Annotated in this window: 19 protein-coding genes, 2 tRNA genes and 6 pseudogenes; 11 read left to right on the top strand and 16 right to left on the bottom strand. The window is 71.7% G+C overall.

Annotated features, from left to right (window positions below; all coding sequences use genetic code 11):
* Positions 1-3: 3 nt before the first annotated feature.
* Positions 4-732, bottom strand: a complete 729-nt coding sequence (locus tag H0S67_RS03865) for a ZIP family metal transporter (RefSeq protein ID WP_180935510.1) — start codon at positions 730-732, stop codon at positions 4-6.
* A gap of 254 nt (positions 733-986) precedes the next feature.
* On the opposite strand from H0S67_RS03865, the gene H0S67_RS03860 reads away from it, so the two are divergent.
* A complete protein-coding gene (locus H0S67_RS03860; protein ID WP_180935509.1) occupies positions 987-2390 on the top strand; it encodes a hydrolase in 1404 nt (467 codons plus the stop codon).
* 244 nt (positions 2391-2634) lie between these two features.
* Positions 2635-3048, top strand: coding sequence for a VOC family protein (locus H0S67_RS03855; protein ID WP_180935508.1), 414 nt, complete (start codon positions 2635-2637; stop codon positions 3046-3048).
* Between the two features lie 455 nt (positions 3049-3503).
* On the opposite strand, the gene H0S67_RS03850 is transcribed toward H0S67_RS03855, so the two are convergent.
* The 3 genes from H0S67_RS03850 to sepX form a co-directional block, all read right to left on the bottom strand.
* A tRNA-Ala gene (locus H0S67_RS03850) sits at positions 3504-3579 on the bottom strand.
* A gap of 85 nt (positions 3580-3664) precedes the next feature.
* Positions 3665-4138, bottom strand: coding sequence for an SRPBCC family protein (locus H0S67_RS03845; protein ID WP_180935507.1), 474 nt, complete (start codon positions 4136-4138; stop codon positions 3665-3667).
* A 76-nt stretch (positions 4139-4214) separates the two neighbouring features.
* Positions 4215-5063, bottom strand: coding sequence for a divisome protein SepX/GlpR (gene sepX, locus H0S67_RS03840; protein WP_180935506.1), 849 nt, complete (start codon positions 5061-5063; stop codon positions 4215-4217).
* Between sepX and H0S67_RS03835 the strand changes: the two genes are divergently transcribed.
* Positions 4983-6797 carry a sulfatase-like hydrolase/transferase gene (locus tag H0S67_RS03835; RefSeq protein ID WP_343050324.1) on the top strand — a complete coding sequence of 605 codons (1815 nt, stop codon included), beginning with the start codon at positions 4983-4985 and terminating at the stop codon, positions 6795-6797. The two genes, sepX and H0S67_RS03835, sit on opposite strands and share 81 nt — an antisense overlap.
* On the opposite strand, the gene H0S67_RS03830 is transcribed toward H0S67_RS03835, so the two are convergent.
* The 8 genes and pseudogenes from H0S67_RS03830 to H0S67_RS27785 form a co-directional block, all read right to left on the bottom strand.
* Complete coding sequence (locus H0S67_RS03830; RefSeq protein ID WP_246355102.1) at positions 6686-7390, bottom strand: GNAT family N-acetyltransferase; 705 nt, start codon at positions 7388-7390, stop codon at positions 6686-6688. The genes H0S67_RS03835 and H0S67_RS03830 overlap by 112 nt on opposite strands.
* Positions 7387-7856, bottom strand: a pseudogene (locus H0S67_RS03825) (MogA/MoaB family molybdenum cofactor biosynthesis protein). Before H0S67_RS03825 ends, H0S67_RS03830 begins: the two are co-directional and overlap by 4 nt.
* Before the next feature lie 2 nt (positions 7857-7858).
* Positions 7859-8313 (bottom strand): annotated as a pseudogene (moaC, locus tag H0S67_RS03820) (cyclic pyranopterin monophosphate synthase MoaC).
* A 52-nt stretch (positions 8314-8365) separates the two neighbouring features.
* Positions 8366-8485, bottom strand: a pseudogene (locus tag H0S67_RS24370) (hypothetical protein); the annotation flags it as partial.
* Entirely contained in the window at positions 8466-9050 is a 585-nt protein-coding gene (locus H0S67_RS24365; RefSeq protein ID WP_246355323.1) for a molybdopterin-binding protein, read from the bottom strand. The pseudogene H0S67_RS24370 and the gene H0S67_RS24365, both read right to left, overlap by 20 nt.
* The gene (locus H0S67_RS24360) at positions 9047-9373 is read right to left on the bottom strand and encodes a hypothetical protein (RefSeq protein ID WP_246355101.1); all 327 of its coding nucleotides are present in this window, start codon (positions 9371-9373) and stop codon (positions 9047-9049) included. Before H0S67_RS24360 ends, H0S67_RS24365 begins: the two co-directional genes overlap by 4 nt.
* On the bottom strand, positions 9292-9591 hold the full coding sequence (locus H0S67_RS24355) for a hypothetical protein (protein WP_246355100.1): 300 nt from the start codon (positions 9589-9591) through the stop codon (positions 9292-9294). The genes H0S67_RS24360 and H0S67_RS24355 overlap by 82 nt, the downstream gene beginning before the upstream one ends.
* Positions 9584-10992 (bottom strand): annotated as a pseudogene (locus tag H0S67_RS27785) (UTP--glucose-1-phosphate uridylyltransferase). Before H0S67_RS27785 ends, H0S67_RS24355 begins: the two are co-directional and overlap by 8 nt.
* A gap of 143 nt (positions 10993-11135) precedes the next feature.
* On the opposite strand from H0S67_RS27785, the pseudogene H0S67_RS24345 reads away from it, so the two are divergent.
* Positions 11136-11507 (top strand): annotated as a pseudogene (locus tag H0S67_RS24345) (5-formyltetrahydrofolate cyclo-ligase); the annotation flags it as partial.
* A 10-nt stretch (positions 11508-11517) separates the two neighbouring features.
* Here H0S67_RS24345 and H0S67_RS03800 read toward each other — a convergent pair.
* Complete coding sequence (locus tag H0S67_RS03800) at positions 11518-14358, bottom strand: penicillin acylase family protein (protein WP_246355098.1); 2841 nt, start codon at positions 14356-14358, stop codon at positions 11518-11520.
* 161 nt (positions 14359-14519) lie between these two features.
* Between H0S67_RS03800 and H0S67_RS03795 the strand changes: the two genes are divergently transcribed.
* The 4 genes and pseudogenes from H0S67_RS03795 to H0S67_RS03785 all read left to right on the top strand — a co-directional run bounded on the left by H0S67_RS03795 (position 14520) and on the right by H0S67_RS03785 (position 16009).
* Entirely contained in the window at positions 14520-14840 is a 321-nt protein-coding gene (locus H0S67_RS03795; protein WP_180935504.1) for an FmdB family zinc ribbon protein, read from the top strand.
* Between the two features lie 150 nt (positions 14841-14990).
* Positions 14991-15581, top strand: a complete 591-nt coding sequence (locus tag H0S67_RS03790; protein ID WP_246355097.1) for an SAF domain-containing protein — start codon at positions 14991-14993, stop codon at positions 15579-15581.
* Between the two features lie 67 nt (positions 15582-15648).
* Positions 15649-15702: pseudogene (locus H0S67_RS27195) on the top strand (large conductance mechanosensitive channel protein MscL); the annotation flags it as partial.
* Positions 15703-15760: 58 nt separating this feature from the next.
* Positions 15761-16009: an MscL family protein gene (locus tag H0S67_RS03785; RefSeq protein WP_343050322.1), complete on the top strand. Its 249-nt coding sequence runs from the start codon at positions 15761-15763 to the stop codon at positions 16007-16009.
* A 51-nt stretch (positions 16010-16060) separates the two neighbouring features.
* Here H0S67_RS03785 and H0S67_RS03780 read toward each other — a convergent pair whose 3' ends face one another.
* Positions 16061-16234 (bottom strand): hypothetical protein, encoded by a 174-nt coding sequence (locus H0S67_RS03780; protein WP_246355096.1) that lies wholly within the window; start codon positions 16232-16234, stop codon positions 16061-16063.
* Positions 16231-17454, bottom strand: a complete 1224-nt coding sequence (locus H0S67_RS03775; protein WP_180935502.1) for an LCP family protein — start codon at positions 17452-17454, stop codon at positions 16231-16233. The genes H0S67_RS03780 and H0S67_RS03775 overlap by 4 nt, the downstream gene beginning before the upstream one ends.
* A 138-nt stretch (positions 17455-17592) precedes the next feature.
* Between H0S67_RS03775 and argS the strand changes: the two genes are divergently transcribed.
* Complete coding sequence (argS, locus tag H0S67_RS03770) at positions 17593-19335, top strand: arginine--tRNA ligase (RefSeq protein WP_180935501.1); 1743 nt, start codon at positions 17593-17595, stop codon at positions 19333-19335.
* A gap of 54 nt (positions 19336-19389) precedes the next feature.
* Here argS and H0S67_RS03765 read toward each other — a convergent pair whose 3' ends face one another.
* A complete protein-coding gene (locus H0S67_RS03765; protein WP_180935500.1) occupies positions 19390-20052 on the bottom strand; it encodes a hypothetical protein in 663 nt (220 codons plus the stop codon).
* Between the two features lie 195 nt (positions 20053-20247).
* Here H0S67_RS03765 and H0S67_RS03760 point away from each other — a divergent pair.
* Positions 20248-20320 (top strand) — tRNA-Arg (locus H0S67_RS03760).
* A gap of 416 nt (positions 20321-20736) precedes the next feature.
* Positions 20737-20991, top strand: coding sequence for a DUF3263 domain-containing protein (locus tag H0S67_RS03755; RefSeq protein WP_180935499.1), 255 nt, complete (start codon positions 20737-20739; stop codon positions 20989-20991).
* Positions 20992-21005: the final 14 nt, after the last annotated feature.

The following is a 21005-nucleotide window of genomic DNA, read 5'->3' as shown; positions in this document are numbered from 1 at the left end:
CGGTCAGGCGGCCATCGACAGCAGGAAGGCGCAGGTGAACCCGATCGCGGTCACCAGCCCCACCAGGGCCCCCGCGTGCTCGACCGCCTCGGGCACCATCGTGTCGGCCAGCATCGTGAGGATCGCGCCGGCGGCGAAGGCCTGGGTGACCGCGATGACCAGGGCCGGGGCGGAGCCGAGCAGGCCGAAGCCGAGGCCCGCGGCGATCGTCGAGGCGACGAGCACCGCGACCCACAGCCCGAGGATGTAGGTCACCGTGCGGCCGTCCTTGCGCATCCCCGCGGATGCGGAGAGCGACTCGGGGATGTTGGAGAGGAAGACCGCGGCCACGACCGCCGTGCCGACCGTGCCGCCACCCACGAGGCTGACGCCGATCGCGGCCGACTCGGGGATGCCGTCGAGTAGGGCACCGAGCACGAGCGCCATCGGCCCGGCGTCGGCCGGTGAGCCGTTCTGGCTCTTGCGGCGGGTGCCGCCGTGCCGGTCGATGAGCCAGTCACCGGCGAAGAAGACCACGGAGCCCGCCAGCAGCCCGTACACCACCGCGTCGGCCCCGGACCGGTCGTAGGCCTCGCTGGTGAGCTCGAAGGCGACGGCGCTGAAGAGCACGCCCACGCCGAAGGCCATGATCAGGCCGACGAAGCGCCTGCTCGCCGGGAGCCAGATGCCGGCGACCGCGCCGATGAGGAGCGCGAAGCCGCCGACGAAGCCCCAGAACGCCGCTTCCCACATGGCGGTGATGGTGCCACAGCCGCCACTCCGGCCCCAGCGGGCGCGCTCGGGCCCCTCGCGCATACCGAATTGAGGAGAACTTGCAGGAAATTCGACCGCCCCTTGGGCACTCCCCGGCTAATTTTCTTCTCGAACCGCCGGTGACCCGAGACGCCGGCGGTTCGCCCATTTCCGGACCGTCTCCGGGAGCCGTTCACCCAGCCGTCGCTGCCAGGCCTCTGTCGCACGCGGCCCGCGAGCCCTAGATTTCCGGCATGTCTCGGGAATCCATGAAGATCGTCCTGCTCAGCGGCGCGCTCGTCGCCGCGATGAGCCCCGCCCTCCAGAGCCCGGCCACGGCGGCGACCCCGCCGTACAAGGTGCTCTTCGACAACACCTCGGCAGAGACCGCCGGCAACGCCGACTGGATCATCTCCACCAGCCAGCCCGACCCGCTCGGCCAGAACGCCAACCCCTCCGGCGAGACCAGCTGGACCGGCGCCGTCTCGGCGTGGGGTGTCGCGCTCCAGCGCACCGGCAGCTACTCACTGGCCACGCTGCCCTCGACCGGCCGGATCACCTACGGCGACTCGACCAACGCCCAGGACCTCAGCAACTACGACGAGTTCGTGCTGCCGGAGCCCAACATCCTGTTCACCGCCGCCGAGAAGACCGCGATCATGAAGTTCGTCCAGGCCGGCGGCGGGCTGTTCATGGTCAGCGACCACGACGTGTCCGACCGCAACAACGACGGCGCCGACTCCGTCGACGTCCTCAACGACCTGATGACCAACAACAGCGTCGACTCCACCGACCCGTTCGGCTTCTCAATCGACTACCTCAACATCGGCACCGAGAACCCGAACGTCATCGGCGCCCAGGCCGCGGGCGACCCCGTGATCGCCGGCCCCTTCGGCACCGTCACCGGTGCCATCATCCGCAACGGCACGACCGCCACGCTCCACCCGGCCGACAACGGCGCGGTCCGCGGCGAGCTCTACCGCACCGGCTACTCCGCGAGCGGCACGACGGGCGCCGCCTTCGTCACCAGCACCTTCGGCAGCGGCCACGTGGCCTACTGGGGCGACAGCTCGCCCATCGACGACGGCACCGGCCAGTCCGGCAACACGCTCTACAACGGCTGGAACGACCCCGCCGGCACCGACGCCGCGCTCGCGCTCAACGCGACCCAGTGGCTGGCGAGCGGCTCGACCAGCGGTGGCGGCGGTGGCGGCACCGGTACGCCCGCCGAGCGGGTCACCAACGGCGGCTTCGAGTCGGGCAACTCCTACTGGAGCCTGGGCTCCGGCGCCGCGGTCGTGACGACCCGCGCCTACGCGGGCACCCACTCGCTGCTCGCGGGCGGGACGGTCTCCTCGACGCAGTCGGCCACCCAGCAGGTGACGATCCCGACCGGCGCGAGCTCCCAGACGCTGACGTTCCGCACCTACGTGACGACGCAGGAGTCGGGCGCGACGGCGTACGACAAGCTCAACATCCAGGCCAACGGCACGACCCTGAAGACCTACAGCAACGCCTCGACCAACGGGTCGTGGTTCGTCACCACGCTCGACCTCTCGGCGTACGCCGGGCAGACGATCACGCTGAAGTTCCAGGCCGTCAACGACTCGACGCTGCCGACCAGCTTCTACGTCGACGCGGTCAGCGTCATGGCCTGAGGCGGTTCCCGCCGCTCGGGCGGACTTCACCCTTTCGGGCGTTTCTCCGGCGACCCGGTTAACAAGCCCTGGTCACCGGGTACCCATCTGTCACAACCGAATAGCCCACTACGGGGGCACAGACAGTTCCGAGGTTCCTCGCCGAGCTCACGCAGACCGGCGAGGGACCTCGTCTGCGTCCGGGGGTGGACGGCAGCACGCAAATGGGTCGCCGCGGCGGGAGCCGCGCCCGAGACTGTCCGCCATGCCCCTCTTCGTGCACCACGTCGCCGTCGACTGCCGCAACGCCTACGAGCTCTCCGAGTGGTGGAAGCCGGTGCTCGGCTACACCGACGTGCCCGACGACCCGAACGAGCCCGGCCACACCGAGTGCGTCATCGTCGACCCCGCGGACCGCCGGGTCGGCCTGATCTTCTGCGAGGTGCCGGAGACCAAGGCGGTGAAGAACCGGCTGCACCTCGACGTGCGCCCGTCCGGCGACGAGACACGCGACCACGAGGTCGACCGCCTCCTCGGGCTCGGCGCCTCCCAGGTCGACGACCGCCGCAAGCCCGACGGACCCGGCTGGGTCGTGATGGCCGACCCGGAAGGCAACGAGTTCTGCGTGCTGCGCAGCGAGGCCGAGGTCGCGGCCTGGCAGGCGGCGCGCGTCGAGTAGGGCCCGCGGCGAGGAGCGCTCGGCGCCGGCGAAATGAGAAGGACACCGTTCCCTGGTGGGAGACGGTGCCTGGTGGTGGAGCTGAGGGGATTCGAACCCCTGACCTTCTCATTGCGAATCCAGCAGAGTGCGCTACCAACCAACCGCCGCAAGAAACCAAGCGCGGTGCGCGGGGCGTGCGCGATCCGGAGCAAGAGCAGACCGGGAAGGACGAAACCCCACGTCTCCTGTCATGAACCTGCAGGTGAGGCGGGGTTTCGGTGGTGGTGGAGCTGAGGGGATTCGAACCCCTGACCTTCTCATTGCGAATCCAGCAGAGTGCGCTACCAACCAACCGCCGCAAGAAACCAAGCGCGGTGCGCGGGGGGTGCGCGATCCGGAGCAAGAGCAGACCGGGAAGGACGAAACCCCGCCTCTCCTGTCATGAACCTGCAGGTGAGGCCGGGTTTCGGTGGTGGTGGAGCTGAGGGGATTCGAACCCCTGACCTTCTCATTGCGAACGAGACGCGCTACCAACTGCGCCACAGCCCCAGTGCGTCCGAGGGACGCGGTGGGAAACGTTAGCACCCGCTGCGGGGCGGCTCCCAATCGGTTGGCGACACACTGATGGCGACGCTCAGGCGAGCAGGATCGACTCGATCTCGTCGAAGGCGCTGCGGGCGTAGCCGTGCCAGAAGAGCTGGAACAGCGGCATCGCCAGCAGCGCCCATCGAGAGGCGGGGTGCACGTTCCAGGCCAGGCTGATCTGCACGCCGGTCCCGACGGGCTCGAACAGCCAGTGGCCTTCGACGGACCCGACCACCGCCGCCATCCGCCCCTCCAGGTCCGCCAGCGTGAACTCGACGAAGTAGGGCCGCGCGACGTGGGTGAGGGTCTCCCGCATCGTGGCACCGCTCGAGAGGACGACCGTCCGGGTCAGGCCGGCCCGGTCCCACTCCCCGTCGTGGCCGCGGACCTCGGTGATGGCCGGGAACACGCCGTACCGATGCCTGAAGACCTCGGGCAGCGGGGTCTCCAGCACGGCGTCGCAGGCGCGCTCGACCGTGGCCGGGATCGTCCGCGCCTCGGAGAGCCGGACGACCGAGGGCATGGAGCAACGTTAGTGCCGCCGACGGCGCGGCGGAGCCCCCAAGCAGGGGAAGCCCCCAAGCAGGGGAGGCCGAGCGTCAGGAGCCGACGGCGCGGTGGTCGTCGTCCTGAGCGCGGGACTTGCGAGCCCGCTCGGCCTCCTCGGCCTCGCGGGCCAGCTGGGAGTCGGCCTGGGTGTTGCCCGAGGTCCACACGCCGGTGGAGTCGAGGTCGATGGTGCGCACGGTACGACGGGCCGCCGCCGGCTTGGTGACGTACGTCGGAAGGGTGACGGGCACCGGGTCCCACAGGGTCGGGTCGATGACCGCGGCCGGCATCGAGGACGTGTCGGCGGTCCAGTCGTCGCCATCGGCGACGGCCACCGTCTCGGCGGTCTCGTGCTCGGCGTACGCGGGGGCCACCGGTGCGGCCTGGCGGGCACCGGCACGGACCCGGGGGCGAATCCGGACGGCGCGCTCGTTCTTCACCATCAGGCGGCAGGCGACCAGCCACGCCACGAGCACACCCGCCGGGAAGGCGACCCATCCCCAGGCGATGACGGAGAACGCGGCGAGGGACAGCGCCACGACGTTGGCGACGGCGAGGACGCCCAGGACGCGACGGCGCCGGCGGGCGGCGCCGTGGGCGGCGGGGCGCACGCGCACCGGCTCCGCGACCGGCGCGTCGGCCGGCACGGCGACCTCGAGGCGGGGGGCGGACGGCTTGGTGGTCACCACGGCGGTGGACGCGGCACGGCCGGGCGTCACCACGAGGCGGGCGTTGCGGCGGTCGACGGGCTCGCGGCGCGCCAGCACCCGCATCGTGTGGGAGAAGCGTTCGACCGAGCGGCTGCGGACCACGTCATCGTGGTGCTTGAGCGCCTTCGGGACGAGGTAGACAGCCCACGCCACGGCGAGGGCGACGAAGATCAACGCGCTGAGGTCCACGCTCAGAGGTTAGGAGCGGTACCTCAGCGCCGCGGATGTCCACAGGTGTGTCGCAAAAAGACTCGTGTGACTGGTGAGAAAATTGCTGTTCACCGGGCAGTCCGCCCCTTCTCGACGCCGAAGGTCCTCTCCTCGGCCGGACTCGTGGACTTCGAGGTGCCCGCGGCGCACGCTCGAAGCAGGGCGTCCGTGCCAGGCCCGGAACTGCTCAGTGTCGGGGGACACGATGACCCGGAGACACCACGGCGCACTCGCAGCGTTGACGCTCTCGCTGATCCTGCTGGCAGTCACGATGCTGTCCTGCCTTCCTGCCGAACGCCGGGCGACACCCCCGCGGCCACCCGCCGAGGCCACGACGACGAAGGCGGTGCACCACCAGCGGCCGAACATCATCCTGATCACGACCGACGACCGAACCCCGACGAGCTGCGCTGGATGCCCAGGACCAGACGTGAGCTCGCCGGGCACGGGCTGGTGTTCACCCGCGCCCTGTCGCCCGATCCCCTGTGCTGCCCCGCACGGGCAGAGATCATCACCGGCCAGCTCGGCCAGAACAACGGCGTGAGCTCCAACCTCGGCCTGCACGGCGGGTTCGCCGCGCTCCGGCAGAAGCAGAACACCCTCGCCGTGTGGCTCCGCAGGGTCGGCTACCGCACGGCGCTGGTGGGCAAGTACCTCAACGGCTACCACGGGCAGGGCGGGCGCCAGCACGGCTGGACCCGCTGGAACCCCTCCGTGGGTGACATCTACAGCTACACGCACACCGAGTTCTACCGCGACGGCAGCCCGCGCACCGTCCACCGGAACGTGACCCCCGTCGTCGCACACTTCGCGCAGCAGTACGTCCGGGATCTCTCGGCCACCGGGAAGCCGTTCTTCATCTGGGCCTCGTTCCTCCCTCCGCACCAGAGGCGCACGCACCCCGGTGGTGCCGAGCTGCCACCACTGCCGACGAGACGACACCGACACGTCCTCGAGCACGTGCGGGCGCCCTTCCTCTCGAAGCCGACGTTCGGAACGACCCAGGGCCTGCAGCCAGAACCCTGGAGGACGCAGCCGAGCGTCTCCAGCACCGCCATGCAGGCGCTGTTCACGCGGCGCATCCAGTCGTTGCAGGACGTCGACGCCGCGGTCGCCCGGCTGATCGCCACCCTCCGCCACGTGCATCAGCTCAGGCACACCTACGTCTTCTTCGCCTCGGACAACGGCGTGCTCCTCGGAGAGCACCGCCTGCGGGGCAAGGACGTGCTCTTCCAGGAGGCCCTCAGGGTCCCCCTCGTCGTACGGGTCCCCGGCGCGCATCGGGGACGCTCGTCCCGCCTCCCGGTGACCTTGGCTGACCTGGCACCCACGATCTTGGCGCTCGCCGGCGCCACGCCCGGAAGGCGCCAGGACGGTCGCTCCTTCGCCGGAGTCCTGCACGGGCGCCGGGTGCCGTGGCGCGACACCCAGCTCATCCAGACCGGCCGGCACGCGAGCCCCGGCGATCGGGCAGCCTGGGCCCTTCGGGGCGTGTGGACCACCCGCTACACCTACTTCCGCCGGGTCGCCGACGGGACGTCCTTCCTGTACGACCGGCGGGTCGACCCGTTCGAGGCCACCGACGTCGCACTCGACCCGCGCTACCACCGCACCCTGGCCGCGTTGCGGCATCGCACCGACGTGCTCGTCCACTGCGCCGGGGCCTCGTGCAACCGGAGGTTCGGGCCGGTGCCTCCGCCTCGCCCTCGATGACGACCGGGCCGCTCAGGGCAGCCGGGCCTGCATCCCCTCGGGGCACTCCTCGACGGTGACCGCGTAGATCCGGTGGTCGCGCCAGCGCCGTCGATGTGCAGGAACCTCGGGGCGTAGCCGACCTCGCGGATCCCGAGCTTCTCCACGACGCGCAGCGAGTTGGAGTTCTCCGGGCGGATCGCGATCTCGATGCGGTGCAGCCCCGCGGTGAAGAAGCAGTGGTCGATGACCATCGCCACGGCGCGCGGCATGATCCCGCGGCCGGCGTACTCGCGGTCCAGCCAGTAGCCCACCGACGCGAACTGGGCCGAGCCGCGCACCACGTTGTTGACCGTCACCTGGCCGACGAACCGTCCGTCGACGTCGATCGCGAACGGGTACGTCAGGTCGCGGCGGGCCTGGCGGTTGAGCCGCCAGACCAGCGAGCGGAACGACGCGGGCCGCGCGTCTGTGCCGGGCGGAACGGTGGCGTCCCAGGGCTTGAGCCACACGGCGTTGCGCCTCCGCGCCGAGCGCCAGGCCCGGGCGTCACGGTAGGCAAGGGGTCGCAGCGTCAGGTCGCCGGCCGTGAGCCAGACGGGCCAGCTGCTCAATGGTCGCTCCCGACGACCTGCTCGGCGGCGTGCACCAGGATCGGTCGCAGCACGGCGAGCCCGTCCTTCACGCCCCGCGCGAGCCGGGCAGGTTGACCACCAGGCAGGAGCCGACGACCCCGGCCAGGCCGCGCGAGAGCACGGCGGTGGGGACGCCGTTGGCGACGCCGTGGGCGCGGATCGCCTCGGCGACCCCGGGCACCTCGTAGTCCAGCAGCGCGCGGGTGACCTCCGGGGTGCGGTCGGTCGGCGTGAGGCCCGTGCCGCCGGTGGTCAGCACGACCCGTGCGCCCCCGTCGGCAGCCGCCGCGATGGCTGCGCCGACCGGGTCGCCGTCGGGCACGACGACGGGCGCGTCCACGGTGAAGCCCAGCTCGCTGAGGAACTCGACGATCAACGGTCCGGTCTCGTCCGCGTAGACGCCGGCCGCGGCCCGGTTGGAGGCGACGACGACCTCCGCCCGCATGCTCACGAGGGGTTCCGCTGCGCGTCGCCCGTGGGCCGGACCCAGTTGCCGGACTTGCCGCCGGTCTTCGTCTCCACCCGGACGTCGGTGATGACCGCCGCCTTGTCGACGGCCTTGACCATGTCGATGACGGTGAGCGCGGCGACCGACACAGCCGTGAGCGCCTCCATCTCCACCCCGGTGCGGTCGGTGGTGCGCACGGTGGCGGCGATGTCGACCCCCTCGTCGGTCACCGTCAGGTCGACGGTCACCCCCGAGATCGCCAGCGGGTGGCACAGCGGGATCAGCGACGGGGTCTGCTTGGCGCCCATGATCCCGGCCAGCCGGGCCACGGCGAGGGTGTCCCCTTGGGGACGCCGGCGCCACGCAGCAGCGCGACCACCTCGGCGGACACCAGCACCCGCCCGGTGGCCGTCGCGGTCCGCGCGGTCACGTCCTTGCCGGACACGTCCACCATCCGCGCCGCGCCGGCCTCGTCCACGTGGGTCAACCGGTCCACAGATCCCCCTCTAGAAGTCTTCGTCGAGCGGGAGCACCTGCACCTGCTCGCCCGCGGCCATCGAGGTGACGTCCTCGGGCACCACGATCAGGGCGTTCGACGCCGCCAGGTCACCGATGAGGTGCGAGCCGTGGCCACCGACCGGCGCGACGCTCGGCCGCCGCGGTCCACGGCGTACTCGCCCCGGACGAACTGGCGCCGGCCCGCGGGCGAGGAGAGCCCGTGGGTGAGCCGCGCCGGGTGGTGGGGCGGGTGTACGGCGCCTTGCCCATCAGCTTGCGGATGGCCGGCAGCACGAACATCTCGAAGGAGATGTACGACGACACGGGGTTGCCCGGCAGCGTGAAGATCGGCGTCTCGTCCTCGCCGACCAGCCCGAAGCCCTGCGGCTTGCCCGGCTGCATCGCCACCCCGCCGAACCACACCGTGCCGGTGGGCCTCAGCGCCTCCTTCACGACGTCGTAGTCGCCTTGGGAGACCCCGCCACTGGTGACGACGACGTCGGCGCGCACGAGCTGGTCGTGCAGCGCGTCGAGGAAGGCACGCGGCTCGTCGGGCACGATCCCGACCCGGTAGGCGATCGCCCCGAGCCGCCGCGCGGCGGCCGCGAGCAGGAACGAGTTGCCGTCGTAGATGGAGTCGTGACCCAGGGGCTGGCCGGGCTCGCGGAGCTCGGAGCCGGTCGAGATGATCACGACCCGCGGCCGGGGACGGGACCGGACGGTCGCCCGGCCCACCGCGGCCAGCAGCCCGAGGTGCCGCGGGCCGAGCACCGTGCCGTGCTCGACGAGGGGTCGCCCTTCTCGACGTCCTCGCCGGCGCGCCGCACGTGCTGGCCGAGGTCGGGCGCCCGGTCGATGCGCACCTGCGCGACGCCGCGGTCGGTCCACTCGTAGGGGACGACGGTGTCGGCGCCGGCCGGGACCGGCGCGCCCGTCATGATCTTGACCGCCGTGCCCGGACATCGCGAGCAGTGGGCGGTGCCGGCGCCGATCTCGCCGACGACGGGAAGGTGCACCGGTGAGGCCTCGGACGCGGTGACCACGTCGCGGTGGCACACGGCGTACCCGTCCATACGGAGTTGTCGAAGGACGGCAGCTGGATCGGCGCGAAGACGTCCTCGGCCGCCGAGAGACCGAGGGTCTCCATCAGCGGCTGCGGGAAGTCGGGCAGCGGCTCGACGGCCGAGAGGATGCGCTCGAGGTGGGCCTCGACGGTGGTCAGGTCCTCAGGCATGCGCCGACCCGCCCGCCGGTGTCTCCGCTTGGTCGGAGAGCACCGCGCCGGGGCCGACGCGTTGCGCCGAGGACGCCTCGAGGGACACCTCGCCGATGACCTCGACCCCCTTGCCGAAGGTCCAGTCGCCCTCCACCCGCAACGCCGTTGCCTTCCGCATCGACGGGGCTCCCTCGGGGAAGCGCTTGTCGACTCACCGACCAGCTTGTAGTGGTGGTTCGTCGAGCTCGACGTAGGGCAGCTCGACCGAGACCTGGTCCAGCACGAAGTCCTTGCCGATGTCGTAGACGTCGGAGCGCAGCACCAGCAGGTCGTTGGTGGTCTTCACCGGGACGAACCGGTCCCGGCCCACCTCGATCAGCCGCGACCCCTCGAACACCTCGATCGCCGCACCCATCGCGGTCTCCACCTGGATCACCTCGGGGGGGACCCGTCGCCGGGGTCGACGTTCTTGACGTTTGCGGATCAGCGGCAGCCCGAGGATGCCCTGGCGGACGTCGAGCGCGTGCTTCATCGCCGCCAGGTCGAACCACAGGTTGTTGGTCGAGCAGAACTTGTGCCTGTCCAGGTCCGCCAGCGCCGCGGCGTCCTCGGGCAGCGTCTGCGCGGTCTCGCGCAGCACGATCCGGCCGTCGCTCTTGCGGCGCGCGAAGTGGCCGCCCTTGCGGTCCGAGGGAGTACGCCGCACCGCCTCGATCGCGAACGGCGCGCCCGAGGTCGCGAACCAGCCCGCCACCCGGCGCGTCCGGCACGCGCCGAGGTTGTCGAGTTGGAGACGAAGACCCGCTCGTAGCCGGCCTCGATCAGCCGTCCAGCAGCCCGGTCCCGCGCAGCGCGGTGTAGAGGTCGCCGTGGCCCGGCGGACACCATCGAGGTCCGGGTCCTTGGGCCCAGCTGACCGGGGAGAGGTCCTTGGCGAGCAGCTTGGGCTCCTTGTTCTGCAGGAACTCCAGCGGCAGCCCCTCGACCGGCAGGTCGGAGTAGCGGGCCAGGGCCTCCATCGTGTCCGCGGAGGTGCGGAAGGAGTCCATGAAGATCAGCGGCAGGGTGGCGTCGTACTCCTTGCGGAGGTGCAGCACCTGCCGGGCGATGATGTCGAGGAAGGACAGGCCGCGGCGCACGCAACAGCGACTTCGCACGGTCCATCCCCATGGAGGTGCCGAGACCGCCGTTGAGCTTGATCACGGCGGTCCGCTGGATGGCCGCGGCCGCATCCTCGCCGGAGACCTCGACGTCGGCGAGGCGCTCCATCTCCACCGGCTCGATCGTCGACTCGGGGATCATCCCGGTCTCGCCGTGCTCGAGGAGCCGGTAGTAGTGCGCGAACGTCTCGATGGCGACCTCGTCGACTCCCGCGGAGGCCATCTTCTCGCGTGCCCGGTTCAGCCCAGCGCTTCCCATGAACCGATCGTAGGCTTGTCGGGTGGCCCCGTCCCAAATGCCCTCCACTCCGTCACCGGGATCGGCAGCCCGACGGCCAAGCTCGCGCTCCGCGACCAGCTCCTCCCCGCCGCAACCGGCGCTCCCTCGCCGGGAGTCGGCGCGTGTGCGCGGGACCTCGCTGCGCACCTCTCCGCCGCCCGGAGGTGCGCCGGTCAGCCACCGTCGCGGCGTACGTCTCGATCGGCAACGAGCCCGGCACCGGTCTTCTCCTCGACGGCCTGGAGGAGGCCGGGAAGCGGGTGATCCTGCCGGTGCTGCTGCCCGGCGGCGACCTCGACTGGGCGCCCTACCACGGCGAGGGCACGCTCGTCCCGGCCCGGCGGGGCCTGCTCGAGCCCGTCAGCGAGCGGCTCGGCACGGATGCGGTCGCCACCGCCGACGTGGTGCTGGTGCCCGGGCTGGCGGTCGCCCTCGACGGCCTGCGACTGGGCCGCGGCGGCGGGTCCTACGACCGCGCCCTGGCCCGGGTTCCGGTCGGCACGTTCACCTGCGTGCTGCTCTATGACGACGAGGTCGGCCTCGACGTCCCCGTCCGAGCAGCACGACCGCCGGGTCCTCGCCGCCGCCTCCCCCGCGGGCATCCGCCTGCTCGGGTGACTCAGCCGCTCGGGTGCTCGGTTTCGAGGCTCGCTGACGCTCGCACCTCAACCACCGTTGCTGTCGTCTCAACCACCGTTGCTGTCGTCCGGGGCCGGCTTCAGCGTCAGCGTGTCGGCTGCAGCGTCGTCGACGGCCGACCGGCTGAACGCCCAGGGCAGGGTCTCGCCCTTGGCCCACAGGTCGGTCTGGTCGGTGTAGTGGGAGTCGAAGGGATGCCCGGAGACACCGGTCAGGTTGATCCAGCGGGAGTCGTCGAGGTTGCCGAGCGAGACCACCATCCGCATCGACGGGACGGAGGTGGCCGAGTAGCCCTCGGAGGCGTCCCACGAGGTCGCGTCGACCGCCGCACTGCCGCCGCCGAGGTCCCCAGTCGCCGCGGTTGACCAGCCACTCGACCGGCCCGATGCCGGACTTCCCGAGGGCCTGCTGCTCCAGCTCCAGCCGGTGCAGGTGGCCCCAGCTCCACTCGCTCGGGTCTACGTCCTCCCGCGTGGTCAGCTCGTCGCGGGCCGCGATCATCGCCTCGGCCAGGATGTCGTCGCGGGTCTCGACCGTCGACGTCCGGCTGTCGTCCCACCAGGAGTCGGCCGGGTTCTCGAGCAGGTGGCTCACCACGGCGAACCACCGGTCGCCGCCGTCGGGCCACAGCTCCTCGGGCAGGTCGTCGTGGAAGGTCAGCCGGAGCAGGTTGCTCCACACCACGTTGAAGTACGCCGCGGCCGCGCTGTCGGCGGGCTCGGAGAAGTCCCAGCCCCGCAGCAGCCGCTGCCCGTCGGAGTAGTAGCCCTTCGGCAGGTTGACGTCGAGCAGGTACGGCGTCAGCACCGGGCCCATCGGGTTGCGGTCGTCGAGCTGCAGGTCGGCCATCTGGTCGACGGAGAGCCTGCCCTCCCGGCCGATCCGGTCGCGGATCCGCTGCGAGCGGTAGCCCTGGTCCCAGTCCTCGGTGAGCCGGTAGGGGTAGTCCGGGCCGATGACCGCCTGGTTGGCGGTCACGATGAAGCCCTCTCGAGGGTCGAGCTCGTTGGGCAGCCCGGCGAACGGTACGTAGTCCCCGGTCCAGTCGTTCTCCGGTCGCCAGCCCGCCACGGGCAGGTAGCCGTCGTTGCCGGACTTGCGGATCGGGATCCGGCCGGGGGCCTGGTAGCCGATGTGCCCCTGCGTGTCGGCGTACACGAGGTTCTGGGCGGGGACCGCGAAGTCGGCCGCGGCGGCCCGGAAGGAGTCCCAGTCCGTGGCGGTGTCGAGCTCGAGGATCGCGTCGGCGGTGGGTGCCGGGTGCAGCGCGGTCCACTCCAGCGCGACGGCGTACCTCTCCCCGTCCGGACGGCCGGGCACCTTCGCCTGCTCGCCCACGTCGGCGACCTGGTCGGACACGTCGGAGAGCAGCGGGCCGTGCTTGGTCGACCGGATGGTCAGCTTCACGTCGTCGCCCCCGTCGACCTTGATCGTCTCGGTGCGGGTGCGCAGCGGGAGCAGCTTGCCGTCGTAGCGCCAGCGGTCGCCCACGATCCGCTCGAGGTAGAGGTCGCTGACGTCGGGCCCGAGGTTGGTGAACCCCCAGGCGATGTCGGCGTTGTGGCCGATGACCACACCGGGCACCCCCGAGAACGAGAACCCCGCGACGTCGAGCGGGCAGCTCGCGGTGATCGTGGTGCAGTGCAGCCCCATCTGCATCCACACGCCCGGCAGGCTGGCGTCGAGGTGGGGATCGTTGGCGAGCAGCGGGGCCCCGGTCGCGGAGTGCTGGCCGTCGACGACCCAGCTGTTGCTGCCGATGCCGTCGCCGCGTCCGATCAGGGTGGGCATCCGCGCGATGCCCGCGCGCAGCCGGCCGAGGGCCTGCCGCTCGCCGGCGGTGTACGCCGGCCGCTGCGGGTTGCGGGTCGCCCCGGGGGTCGCGGCCTGGTCGAAGACCCCGTCGACCACCGCACCCTGGCCGACGATCGGTGCGTGCTCGGCGTAGGGGTAGGGCGGGTAGAGCTCCTGCACCTGGGCGGCACTGTGGTGGGCCAGCGCGAGGACCCGGTCGATCTCGTCGGTCATGTTGCCGCGCAGGTCCCAGGCCATCGCCTTGAGCCACGACAGGGAGTCCACGGCCGTCCAGTGCTCGGGGTGGTAGTCGAGGCCGCCGGCGTTGAGCACGGAGTACTCGACGGCGATCTGGCTGGGCGAGTGCGTGTCGAGGTAGGCGTTGACCCCGTCGGCGTACGCCTCGAGCGCCGCCCGGGTCTCGGGCTTGATCAGCGCGAGCTCCTGCTCGGCGACCCGGCGCCAGCCCATCGTGCGCACCATCTCGTCGCTCTCCAGCGCGGGCTTGCCGAACATCTCGGCCAGCCGGCCGGCCGTCGCGTGGCGACGCACGTCCATCTCGAAGAAGCGCTCCTGGGCGTGCACGTAGCCCTGGGCACGCATCAGGTCGTCCAGCGAGCTGCCGTAGAGCTGCGGGATCCCGTGGTCGTCGCGGACGACCCTGACGTCACTCTTCAGCCCGGGGATCTCGAGGCTGCCGGAGGTCTGGGGGAACGGGCGACGGACGAGCACGACGCCGGTGATGGTGGCGGCCACCAGGACGAGCACGATCCCGACCGCGACGTACGACGCGATCCGGGCGGCGCGGGGCCAGCCGAGGAACGTCCGCCACCAGTCCACGGGACCGGGACGACGCCCAGCGGCGGGGGCGGACTCGGGAGCCGACGACGGGGGATCGGGCTGGTCGGTCATGGTGGTCGACATTCTGCCGTGCCGTATGATTGGCAGTCGCCGGGGCCGAGTGCCAGCCCGGGCCCGTCGGGAGGTGCCGAGCAGGATCCGGGAGGCCGAGCCCCAGGTCCCGGTGCTCATGACCGGGTCCACCACCGGCGGACGCCCATGCGAGGAGAATCGTGCCGACCTATCAGTACGCCTGCACCGAGTGCGGCCACGCCTTCGAGCAGTTCCAGAGCTTCTCCGACGACGCCCTGACCGTCTGCCCCGAGTGTGACGGTCGCCTGCGCAAGGTCTTCAACGCGGTCGGGGTCGTCTTCAAGGGCTCCGGCTTCTACCGCACCGACAGCCGCGCCTCGAGCTCGTCCACCGCGCCCGCCTCGGGCTCGTCGTCGGGTTCGGCCTCGGGCACCTCCTCGGGCGACTCCGGGTCGAAGTCGTCCGACTCGTCGAAGTCCGAGAGCAAGCCGGCCGCGGCCGCCAGCACCAAGAAGGACTGACCTTCCCGACTCGGGCTCGACCCGGCTCGTCGATGGGAGCAGGGCCGCCTGTGGAGAGGCGCCGCGGGACTCGCGGAGAACTCCTACCGTCGAGGCCATGCCCTCGCCCCGCGACCGCCTCGCCCCATCGTCCGACCGGTCCGCCGCGCCGTGCTGCGCCGCCGGCGGCTGCTCGCGGCGCTCCTGACCGCGGTCGCGGTGGCCAGCGGCATCCATGCCTCGGCCACTCCCCCGCCACGACGGGTCGCCGTCACGGTCGCGACCCACGACCTCGCCGCCGGCTCCGTGCTGGCAGCGGGAGACGTGGCCGAGACCGACTTCGCGCCGGGCTCCGTGCCGGCCGGCCTCGTGGCGTCGCCGCAGGGGCGGGTGCTCGCCGCGCCGCTGCGCGCCGGGGAGCCGGTGACCGACGTGCGCCTGGTCGGCCGCGCACTGGCCGCGAGCTACCCCGGGCTGACCGCCGTCCCGGTGCGGCTGCCGGACGCCGGCATGGCCGACCTCCTGCGCGTCGGCGACCGGATCGACCTGGTGGCGGCCGACCCGCAGGGCTCCGGCGCCTCGGTCGTGGCCGCCGCCGTGCCCGTCCTGGCGCTGCCGCCGGCGGATCCCGTAGGTGGCGCGGCCTCCGCGAGCGGCGCGCTGCCGGGACGGCTGGTCGTGGTCGGCGCCCAACCCGGGGAGGTCGCCCCGATCGCCGACGCCGCCGTGCGCTACTTCCTGACCTTCGCGTACGCCCGCTAGCGCTAGCGTGCTGTCACCCCGTCAGGCCACGGGGGTGGCGTCACCTCAGAGACAAAGGGAGCACAGCATGACCGGGTTCAAGAACTTCATCCTCCGCGGCAACCTCGTCGAGCTCGCGGTCGCCTTCATCATGGGCCTTGCCTTCGCCTCGGTGGTCACCGCGACCGTTTGCGCTCATCATGGACCTGATCGGCAAGGTGGGCGGGACGCCGGACTTCTCCACCTACAGCCCCGGTGGCGTCTCGGTCGGCGCGTGGCTGACCGCGCTGATCTCGTTCCTGATCCTGGCGGCAGTCGTCTACTTCCTCATCGTGGTGCCCTACACGAAGGCCAAGGACCGCTACTTCCCCGCCGAGGAGTCGGGCACCCCCGCGGACATCGCCATCCTCGAGGAGATCCGCGACCTGCTCGCCGCGCGCCAGGTCTGAACCGGCACCCCGTCGCCCCCGCCCCGAGCCTCGGGGTGGGGCGACGGCGTCTCAGCCGTGGTGCGGCGGGACCTGCGCCTTCAGCCACGCCTCGCCCGCGTCCTCCGACGCCTCACGCGGCCGCTCGTCGGGGTCCCGCTCGTCGCGCGTCGTCTCGGGCAGGACGTCCCCGAAGACCGCCGCCAGCCGGCGGCGGCGCTCCCAGTCGCTCTCGCTCCCGGTCACGCGCACAGTCCGGCGTCCGCCAGGGTCTGGGCGTCCGGCTGCGACGGCCCGCCGCCCTTGCCGCCCTTGCCGCCTCCGTTGCCACCGCCGGAGCCGGAGGAGGAGCCTCCGGACGGGGTGTTCGAACCGGGCACGTTCCCAGCGGTGATCACGTCGGTGGCGAGGCGCTTGGTGAGCGGCTCGTCGTTGATGATCTTCTGCCACACGAGCTTGGCCTGCGGCGTCCAGACCAGGTGGTTGGGGTCCGCCGGGTCGACCTCGTTCGGGATGGTGATGAACTGGATGTTGTCCAGGCCGATGTTGCGGAACTGGTAGCCGATCTGGCCGATCTTCACCAGGTTCGGGAGGTCGGTCGTCAGCGACTTGGTGGCTGCGTTGAGGAAGCTCACCAGGTGGTCCGGCCTGGCCAGGGTGCCCGCGGAGATGACCTGGTGGGCCATCGAGGCGATGAACGCCTGCTGCCGCTTCATCCGGCCGACGTCGGAGCCGTTGCCCACGACGTACCGCTCCCGCACGTAGTTGAGCGCCTGCATCCCCTCGAGCTTGCGCGTGCCGGCAGGCAGGTTGATGCCGTGCGAGGGGTCGACGATGGGCTGGGGAATGCAGACCTCGACGCCACCGATGGCGTCGACCATGTCCTTGAAGCCCTCGAAGTTGACCACGACGAAGTGGTCGAGGCGAATGCCGGTGAGCTGCTCGAACTGGCGCATCGTGCAGGCGGGGCCGCCGACCGAGAACGCCTCGTTCCACATGACGTGGGTGCCACCCGGGATCGGGTCACCGGAGGGGCTCTTGCAGGTGGGACGGTCGACCATCGAGTCCCGCGGGATGCTGATGCCGTAGGCACGGGTGCGGTCGGCCGAGAGGTGGAAGAGGATCGTGGTGTCGGAGCGCTGACCCATGCCGGTCAGGTTGTCGATGTTGCAGCCGTTGCAGTCGCGCGCGTCGGAGCCCATCACCAGGATGTTGAGCGGCTCCTGGGGCCCGCCGACGGCCTTCTTGTCGGGCCGGTCGGTGCCGAGCTGCGGGGTGAGGTCGACGACGTTGAGGTTGCCGTTCAGGTGGCGGTAGATGAAGACGACCGAGAGTCCGGTGACGAGCCCGAGGACCACCAGGGAGGCCACGAGGACCTTCGCGACCGTGTGTCTCTTGCGGACCTTGCCCTTGCGTTTGGGCGCGACGGGCCCCGGTTGGGCGCTGCTCGGCTCAGCGTCGGACATGCGTTCACCTCGGGGACTCAGGAAATGCTCGGCGCGGGTCGAACCTACGCGCAATCTCCAAAAGTGTGGCGCTGACCAGCCCATTCCGACAAACCCCGGGCGACGGTCAGGCTGCGGGGCGGTCCTAGCCTGTGCCTCATGACCGGCCCCGTCGACGTCCTGACCGACCGTCTCCGGCGCGCCCTCGGCGCCGCCTTCGGGCCGGAGCACGCCGCCACCGACCCGGTCCTGCGCCCCTCGCAGTTCGCGGACTTCCAGGCCAATGTCGCACTCGCGCTGGCCAAGCGGCTGGGCAGCAACCCGAGGGTCGTCGCCGAGGCCATCGTCGAGCACCTCGACGTCGCCGACGTGTGCCTCGCACCCGCGGTGAGCGGGCCCGGCTTCGTCAACCTGACGCTGCGCGGCGACTGGCTCGCCGAGCAGAGCACCGCCCTGGCCGGAGATCCGCGGCTCGGCGTACCGGTCGAGGAGCCGCAGGTGGTGCCCGTCGACTACTCGGCCCCCAACGTGGCCAAGGAGATGCACGTCGGGCACCTGCGCACCACTGTCGTGGGCGACGCCCTGGCCCGGACCCTGGAGCACCTCGGGCACCACGTCGTGCGCCAGAACCACATCGGCGACTGGGGCACGCCGTTCGGCATGCTCATCGAGCACCTCCTCGACGTGGGCGAGGACTCCGAGGACGCGAAGCTGCTCGCCTCCGATCCCAACGCGTTCTACCAGGCGGCACGCGCCGAGTTCGACGCCGACGCCCCGTCGGCCTCCGGTGAGGGCTTCGCCGACCGCGCGCGCCGGCGGGTGGTGGCCCTGCAGGCGGGCGACCCGGACACGCTGCGGCTCTGGCAGGAGCTCATCGACCTGTCCACGGCCTACTTCAACTCGATCTACACCGCCCTCGGCGTCACCCTCTCCGACGCCGACCTCGCCGGCGAGTCGACGTACAACCACGAGCTGCCGGGCATCTGCGAGGAGCTCGAGGCGGCCGGCATCGCGACCATGAGCGAGGGGGCGCTGTGCGTCTTCCTCGACGGCTACACCGGGCGCGAGGGCAAGCCGGTGCCGTTGATCATCCGCAAGAGCGACGGCGGGTACGGCTACGCGACGACCGACCTCGCCACGATCCGGCACCGGGTCCGCGACCTGCACGCCGACCGGATCCTGTACGTCATCGGCGCCCCGCAGCACCTCCACCTGCAGATGGTCTTCGAGACCGCGCGCAGGGCGGGCTGGCTGCCCGACCACGTCGAGGTCGTGCACGTCCAGATCGGCAACGTCCTCGGCTCCGACGGCAAGATCCTCAAGACCCGCAGCGGTGCGCCGGTCCGGCTCCGGTCGCTGCTCGAGGAGGCCGTGGAGCGGGCCGCCGCGATGCTCGCCGAGGCGCGGCCCGAGATCCCCGAGGCCGACCGCGCGCTGATCGCCCGCCAGGTCGGCATCGGGGCCGTGAAGTACGCCGACCTCTCGGTCGCCCACGACAGCGAGTACACCTTCGACCTCGAGCGGATGGTCTCGCAGACCGGCAACACCGCGCCGTACCTGCAGTACGCCGCCGCCCGGATCCGCTCGATCCTGCGCCGCGCCGGGTCGACACCCGACGCGGCGATCGTGCAGACCGAGGAGGCCGAGCGTGACCTGATGCTGGAGCTGCTCCGCTTCGGTGACGTGGTGGCCGGCGTGGGTTCCAGCCTGGAGCCGCACCGGCTGTGCACCTACCTCTTCGACCTGGCCCAGACCTTCACCGCGTTCTACGACCGCTGCCCGGTGCTCAAGGCACCGGAGCCGGCGGTGCGCGACTCCCGGCTGCGGCTGTGCGCGGTCACCCTGGCGGTGCTCGAGCAGGGCCTGGCCCTGCTCGGCATCTCCACGCCCGAGCGGATGTGACGAGCGGGGCCCCGGGGCCTCCGACCCCAGGGCCCCGCTCGGGCCCTGCGGAGGTCAGCGCAGGACGCTGATCCCCTCGTCCTCGCCCTGGTCGTCGTCGTCCTCGCCCTGGTCGGCCGAGCTGCAGTCGTCGTCGCCCTGGTCGTCCTCGTCCTCGTACTGCGTGCCGTCGGCGTCGACCTCGTTGCCGTCGTCGACCCCGTCGCCGTCGCTGTCGGCCTCGGTGGCCGAGTCGCCGTGGTCGTTCTCGTCCTCGTCGCTGACGTGGTCACCGTCGGTGTCGTCGTCGTCCGCGACGCAGGTCTCGGCCGCGTCGTCCTCGTCCTCGTTGTCGACGCCGTCGTGGTTCGCGTCCTCGTCCCCGTCGACGGTGCCGTCGTCGTCGGTGTCGGCGTCGGTCGGGTCGGTCGTGGACGAGCCGTCGTGCACCTCGTCGCCGTCGTCGTCACCGTCGCCGTCGGAGTCCTCCGCGGCGGGGTCGGTGTGGTGGCGGTACTCCGCGAGGTTGCGCAGCCCGTCGCGGTCCTTGTCGCCCGCGGCGTTGGCCCGGTGCGGGTCGAGGTGGTGGGCGACCTCCCAGCGGTTGGGCATGCCGTCGCCGTCGGAGTCGCGACCGGCCGCCGTGGCCGACGGCGCGGAGAGGGTCAGCAGGCCGGCGACGGCCATCGCCGACGTGGCGGAGAGGATGCGGAAGGCGGTGGTGCCGAGCGGTGTCATGAAGGCCTCACGTGGGGGTCGGGCCCGGGTTCCCGGGATGTCGCGAGACCCGGCCTTCCGGGCCTCGTCGAGAACATCGGCTCCGCGCCGGGCGGGGTTGAGGCCTCGCCGCAGATTCCCGTCCGGTGTCGCGGTGCCGTGCGTGGTCACCCGTGCGCCCGTGACAAACTGTGCGCCGACGATCCCGGTCGTCCCGCCCCAGTAGCTCAGCGGATAGAGCAGCCGCCTCCTAAGCGAAAGGTCGCAGGTTCGACTCCTGCCTGGGGCACCCGAAGGCTTGTGCACCCGAAAGATATTCGGGGGCACCGCGGAGGACGCAGGCAGCAGCGCCCCTGCCGCCGTGACCCCCGGTGGACGGCAGGGGCGCTGCCCTGACGCGGCACCCGGCGGCGGTGGGCAGCCCGCTGCCCGCCCCTGTCCGGCAGCGAGGACCCTCCTGCGGACGCATCGACGCAGCGTCGAAGCGACCAGGGTGCCGGCCGGCCCTGGTCGCTCAAGGCCAACGCCGAGGATCATGACCCATCACGCCGACGTGCGCCAGCGTTCGATCCCGGGCATCCCCCATACGGGGCAGGCAGGCGACGACTCGGGCGACGACTCGGCACAGCGGCCACACCCGACGCAGACGTTCGGCAGCCCGGTCCCCGGGTGCCCCGGCGTCGACGGGCATGGCAGGCTCGGCGCATGGCCGATCTCACCGACCTGACCGATCGTGACCGGGGGATCCTCGATTTCGAGCGCCAGTGGTGGAAGTACGCCGGCGCGAAGGACACCGCGATCCGCGAGCGCTTCGACCTGACCGTGGAGCGCTACTACCAGGTGCTCAACCACCTGATCGACCAGGCGGCCGCGATGGATCACGACCCGATGCTGGTCAAGCGTCTGCGGCGCCAGCGCGAGGTCCGGACCCGCCGGCGGTCGGCCCGTCGCGCGATCTGAGCCGACGCCGGGCA

It is taken from the genome of Nocardioides ungokensis (assembly GCF_013466985.1).
In the GTDB taxonomy this organism is placed as follows: Bacteria; Actinomycetota; Actinomycetes; order Propionibacteriales; family Nocardioidaceae; genus Nocardioides; species Nocardioides ungokensis.
Note: the sequence above shows the minus strand (reverse complement) of the source record. Positions and strands in the feature narration are given on the sequence as shown.

Bases quoted from the DNA above. Each gene is read 5' to 3' on its own strand.
- H0S67_RS03865 (WP_180935510.1), bottom strand. From the start codon at position 732: ATGTGGGAAGCGGCGTTCTGGGGCTTCGTCGGCGGCTTCGCGCTCCTC.
- H0S67_RS03860 (WP_180935509.1), top strand. From the start codon at position 987: ATGTCTCGGGAATCCATGAAGATCGTCCTGCTCAGCGGCGCGCTCGTC.
- H0S67_RS03855 (WP_180935508.1), top strand. From the start codon at position 2,635: ATGCCCCTCTTCGTGCACCACGTCGCCGTCGACTGCCGCAACGCCTAC.
- H0S67_RS03845 (WP_180935507.1), bottom strand. From the start codon at position 4,138: ATGCCCTCGGTCGTCCGGCTCTCCGAGGCGCGGACGATCCCGGCCACG.
- H0S67_RS24355 (WP_246355100.1), bottom strand. From the start codon at position 9,591: ATGCCTGAGGACCTGACCACCGTCGAGGCCCACCTCGAGCGCATCCTC.
- H0S67_RS03800 (WP_246355098.1), bottom strand. From the start codon at position 14,358: ATGACCGACCAGCCCGATCCCCCGTCGTCGGCTCCCGAGTCCGCCCCC.
- H0S67_RS03785 (WP_343050322.1), top strand. From the start codon at position 15,761: ATGGACCTGATCGGCAAGGTGGGCGGGACGCCGGACTTCTCCACCTAC.
- H0S67_RS03775 (WP_180935502.1), bottom strand. From the start codon at position 17,454: ATGTCCGACGCTGAGCCGAGCAGCGCCCAACCGGGGCCCGTCGCGCCC.
- argS (WP_180935501.1), top strand. From the start codon at position 17,593: ATGACCGGCCCCGTCGACGTCCTGACCGACCGTCTCCGGCGCGCCCTC.
- H0S67_RS03765 (WP_180935500.1), bottom strand. From the start codon at position 20,052: ATGACACCGCTCGGCACCACCGCCTTCCGCATCCTCTCCGCCACGTCG.
- H0S67_RS03755 (WP_180935499.1), top strand. From the start codon at position 20,737: ATGGCCGATCTCACCGACCTGACCGATCGTGACCGGGGGATCCTCGAT.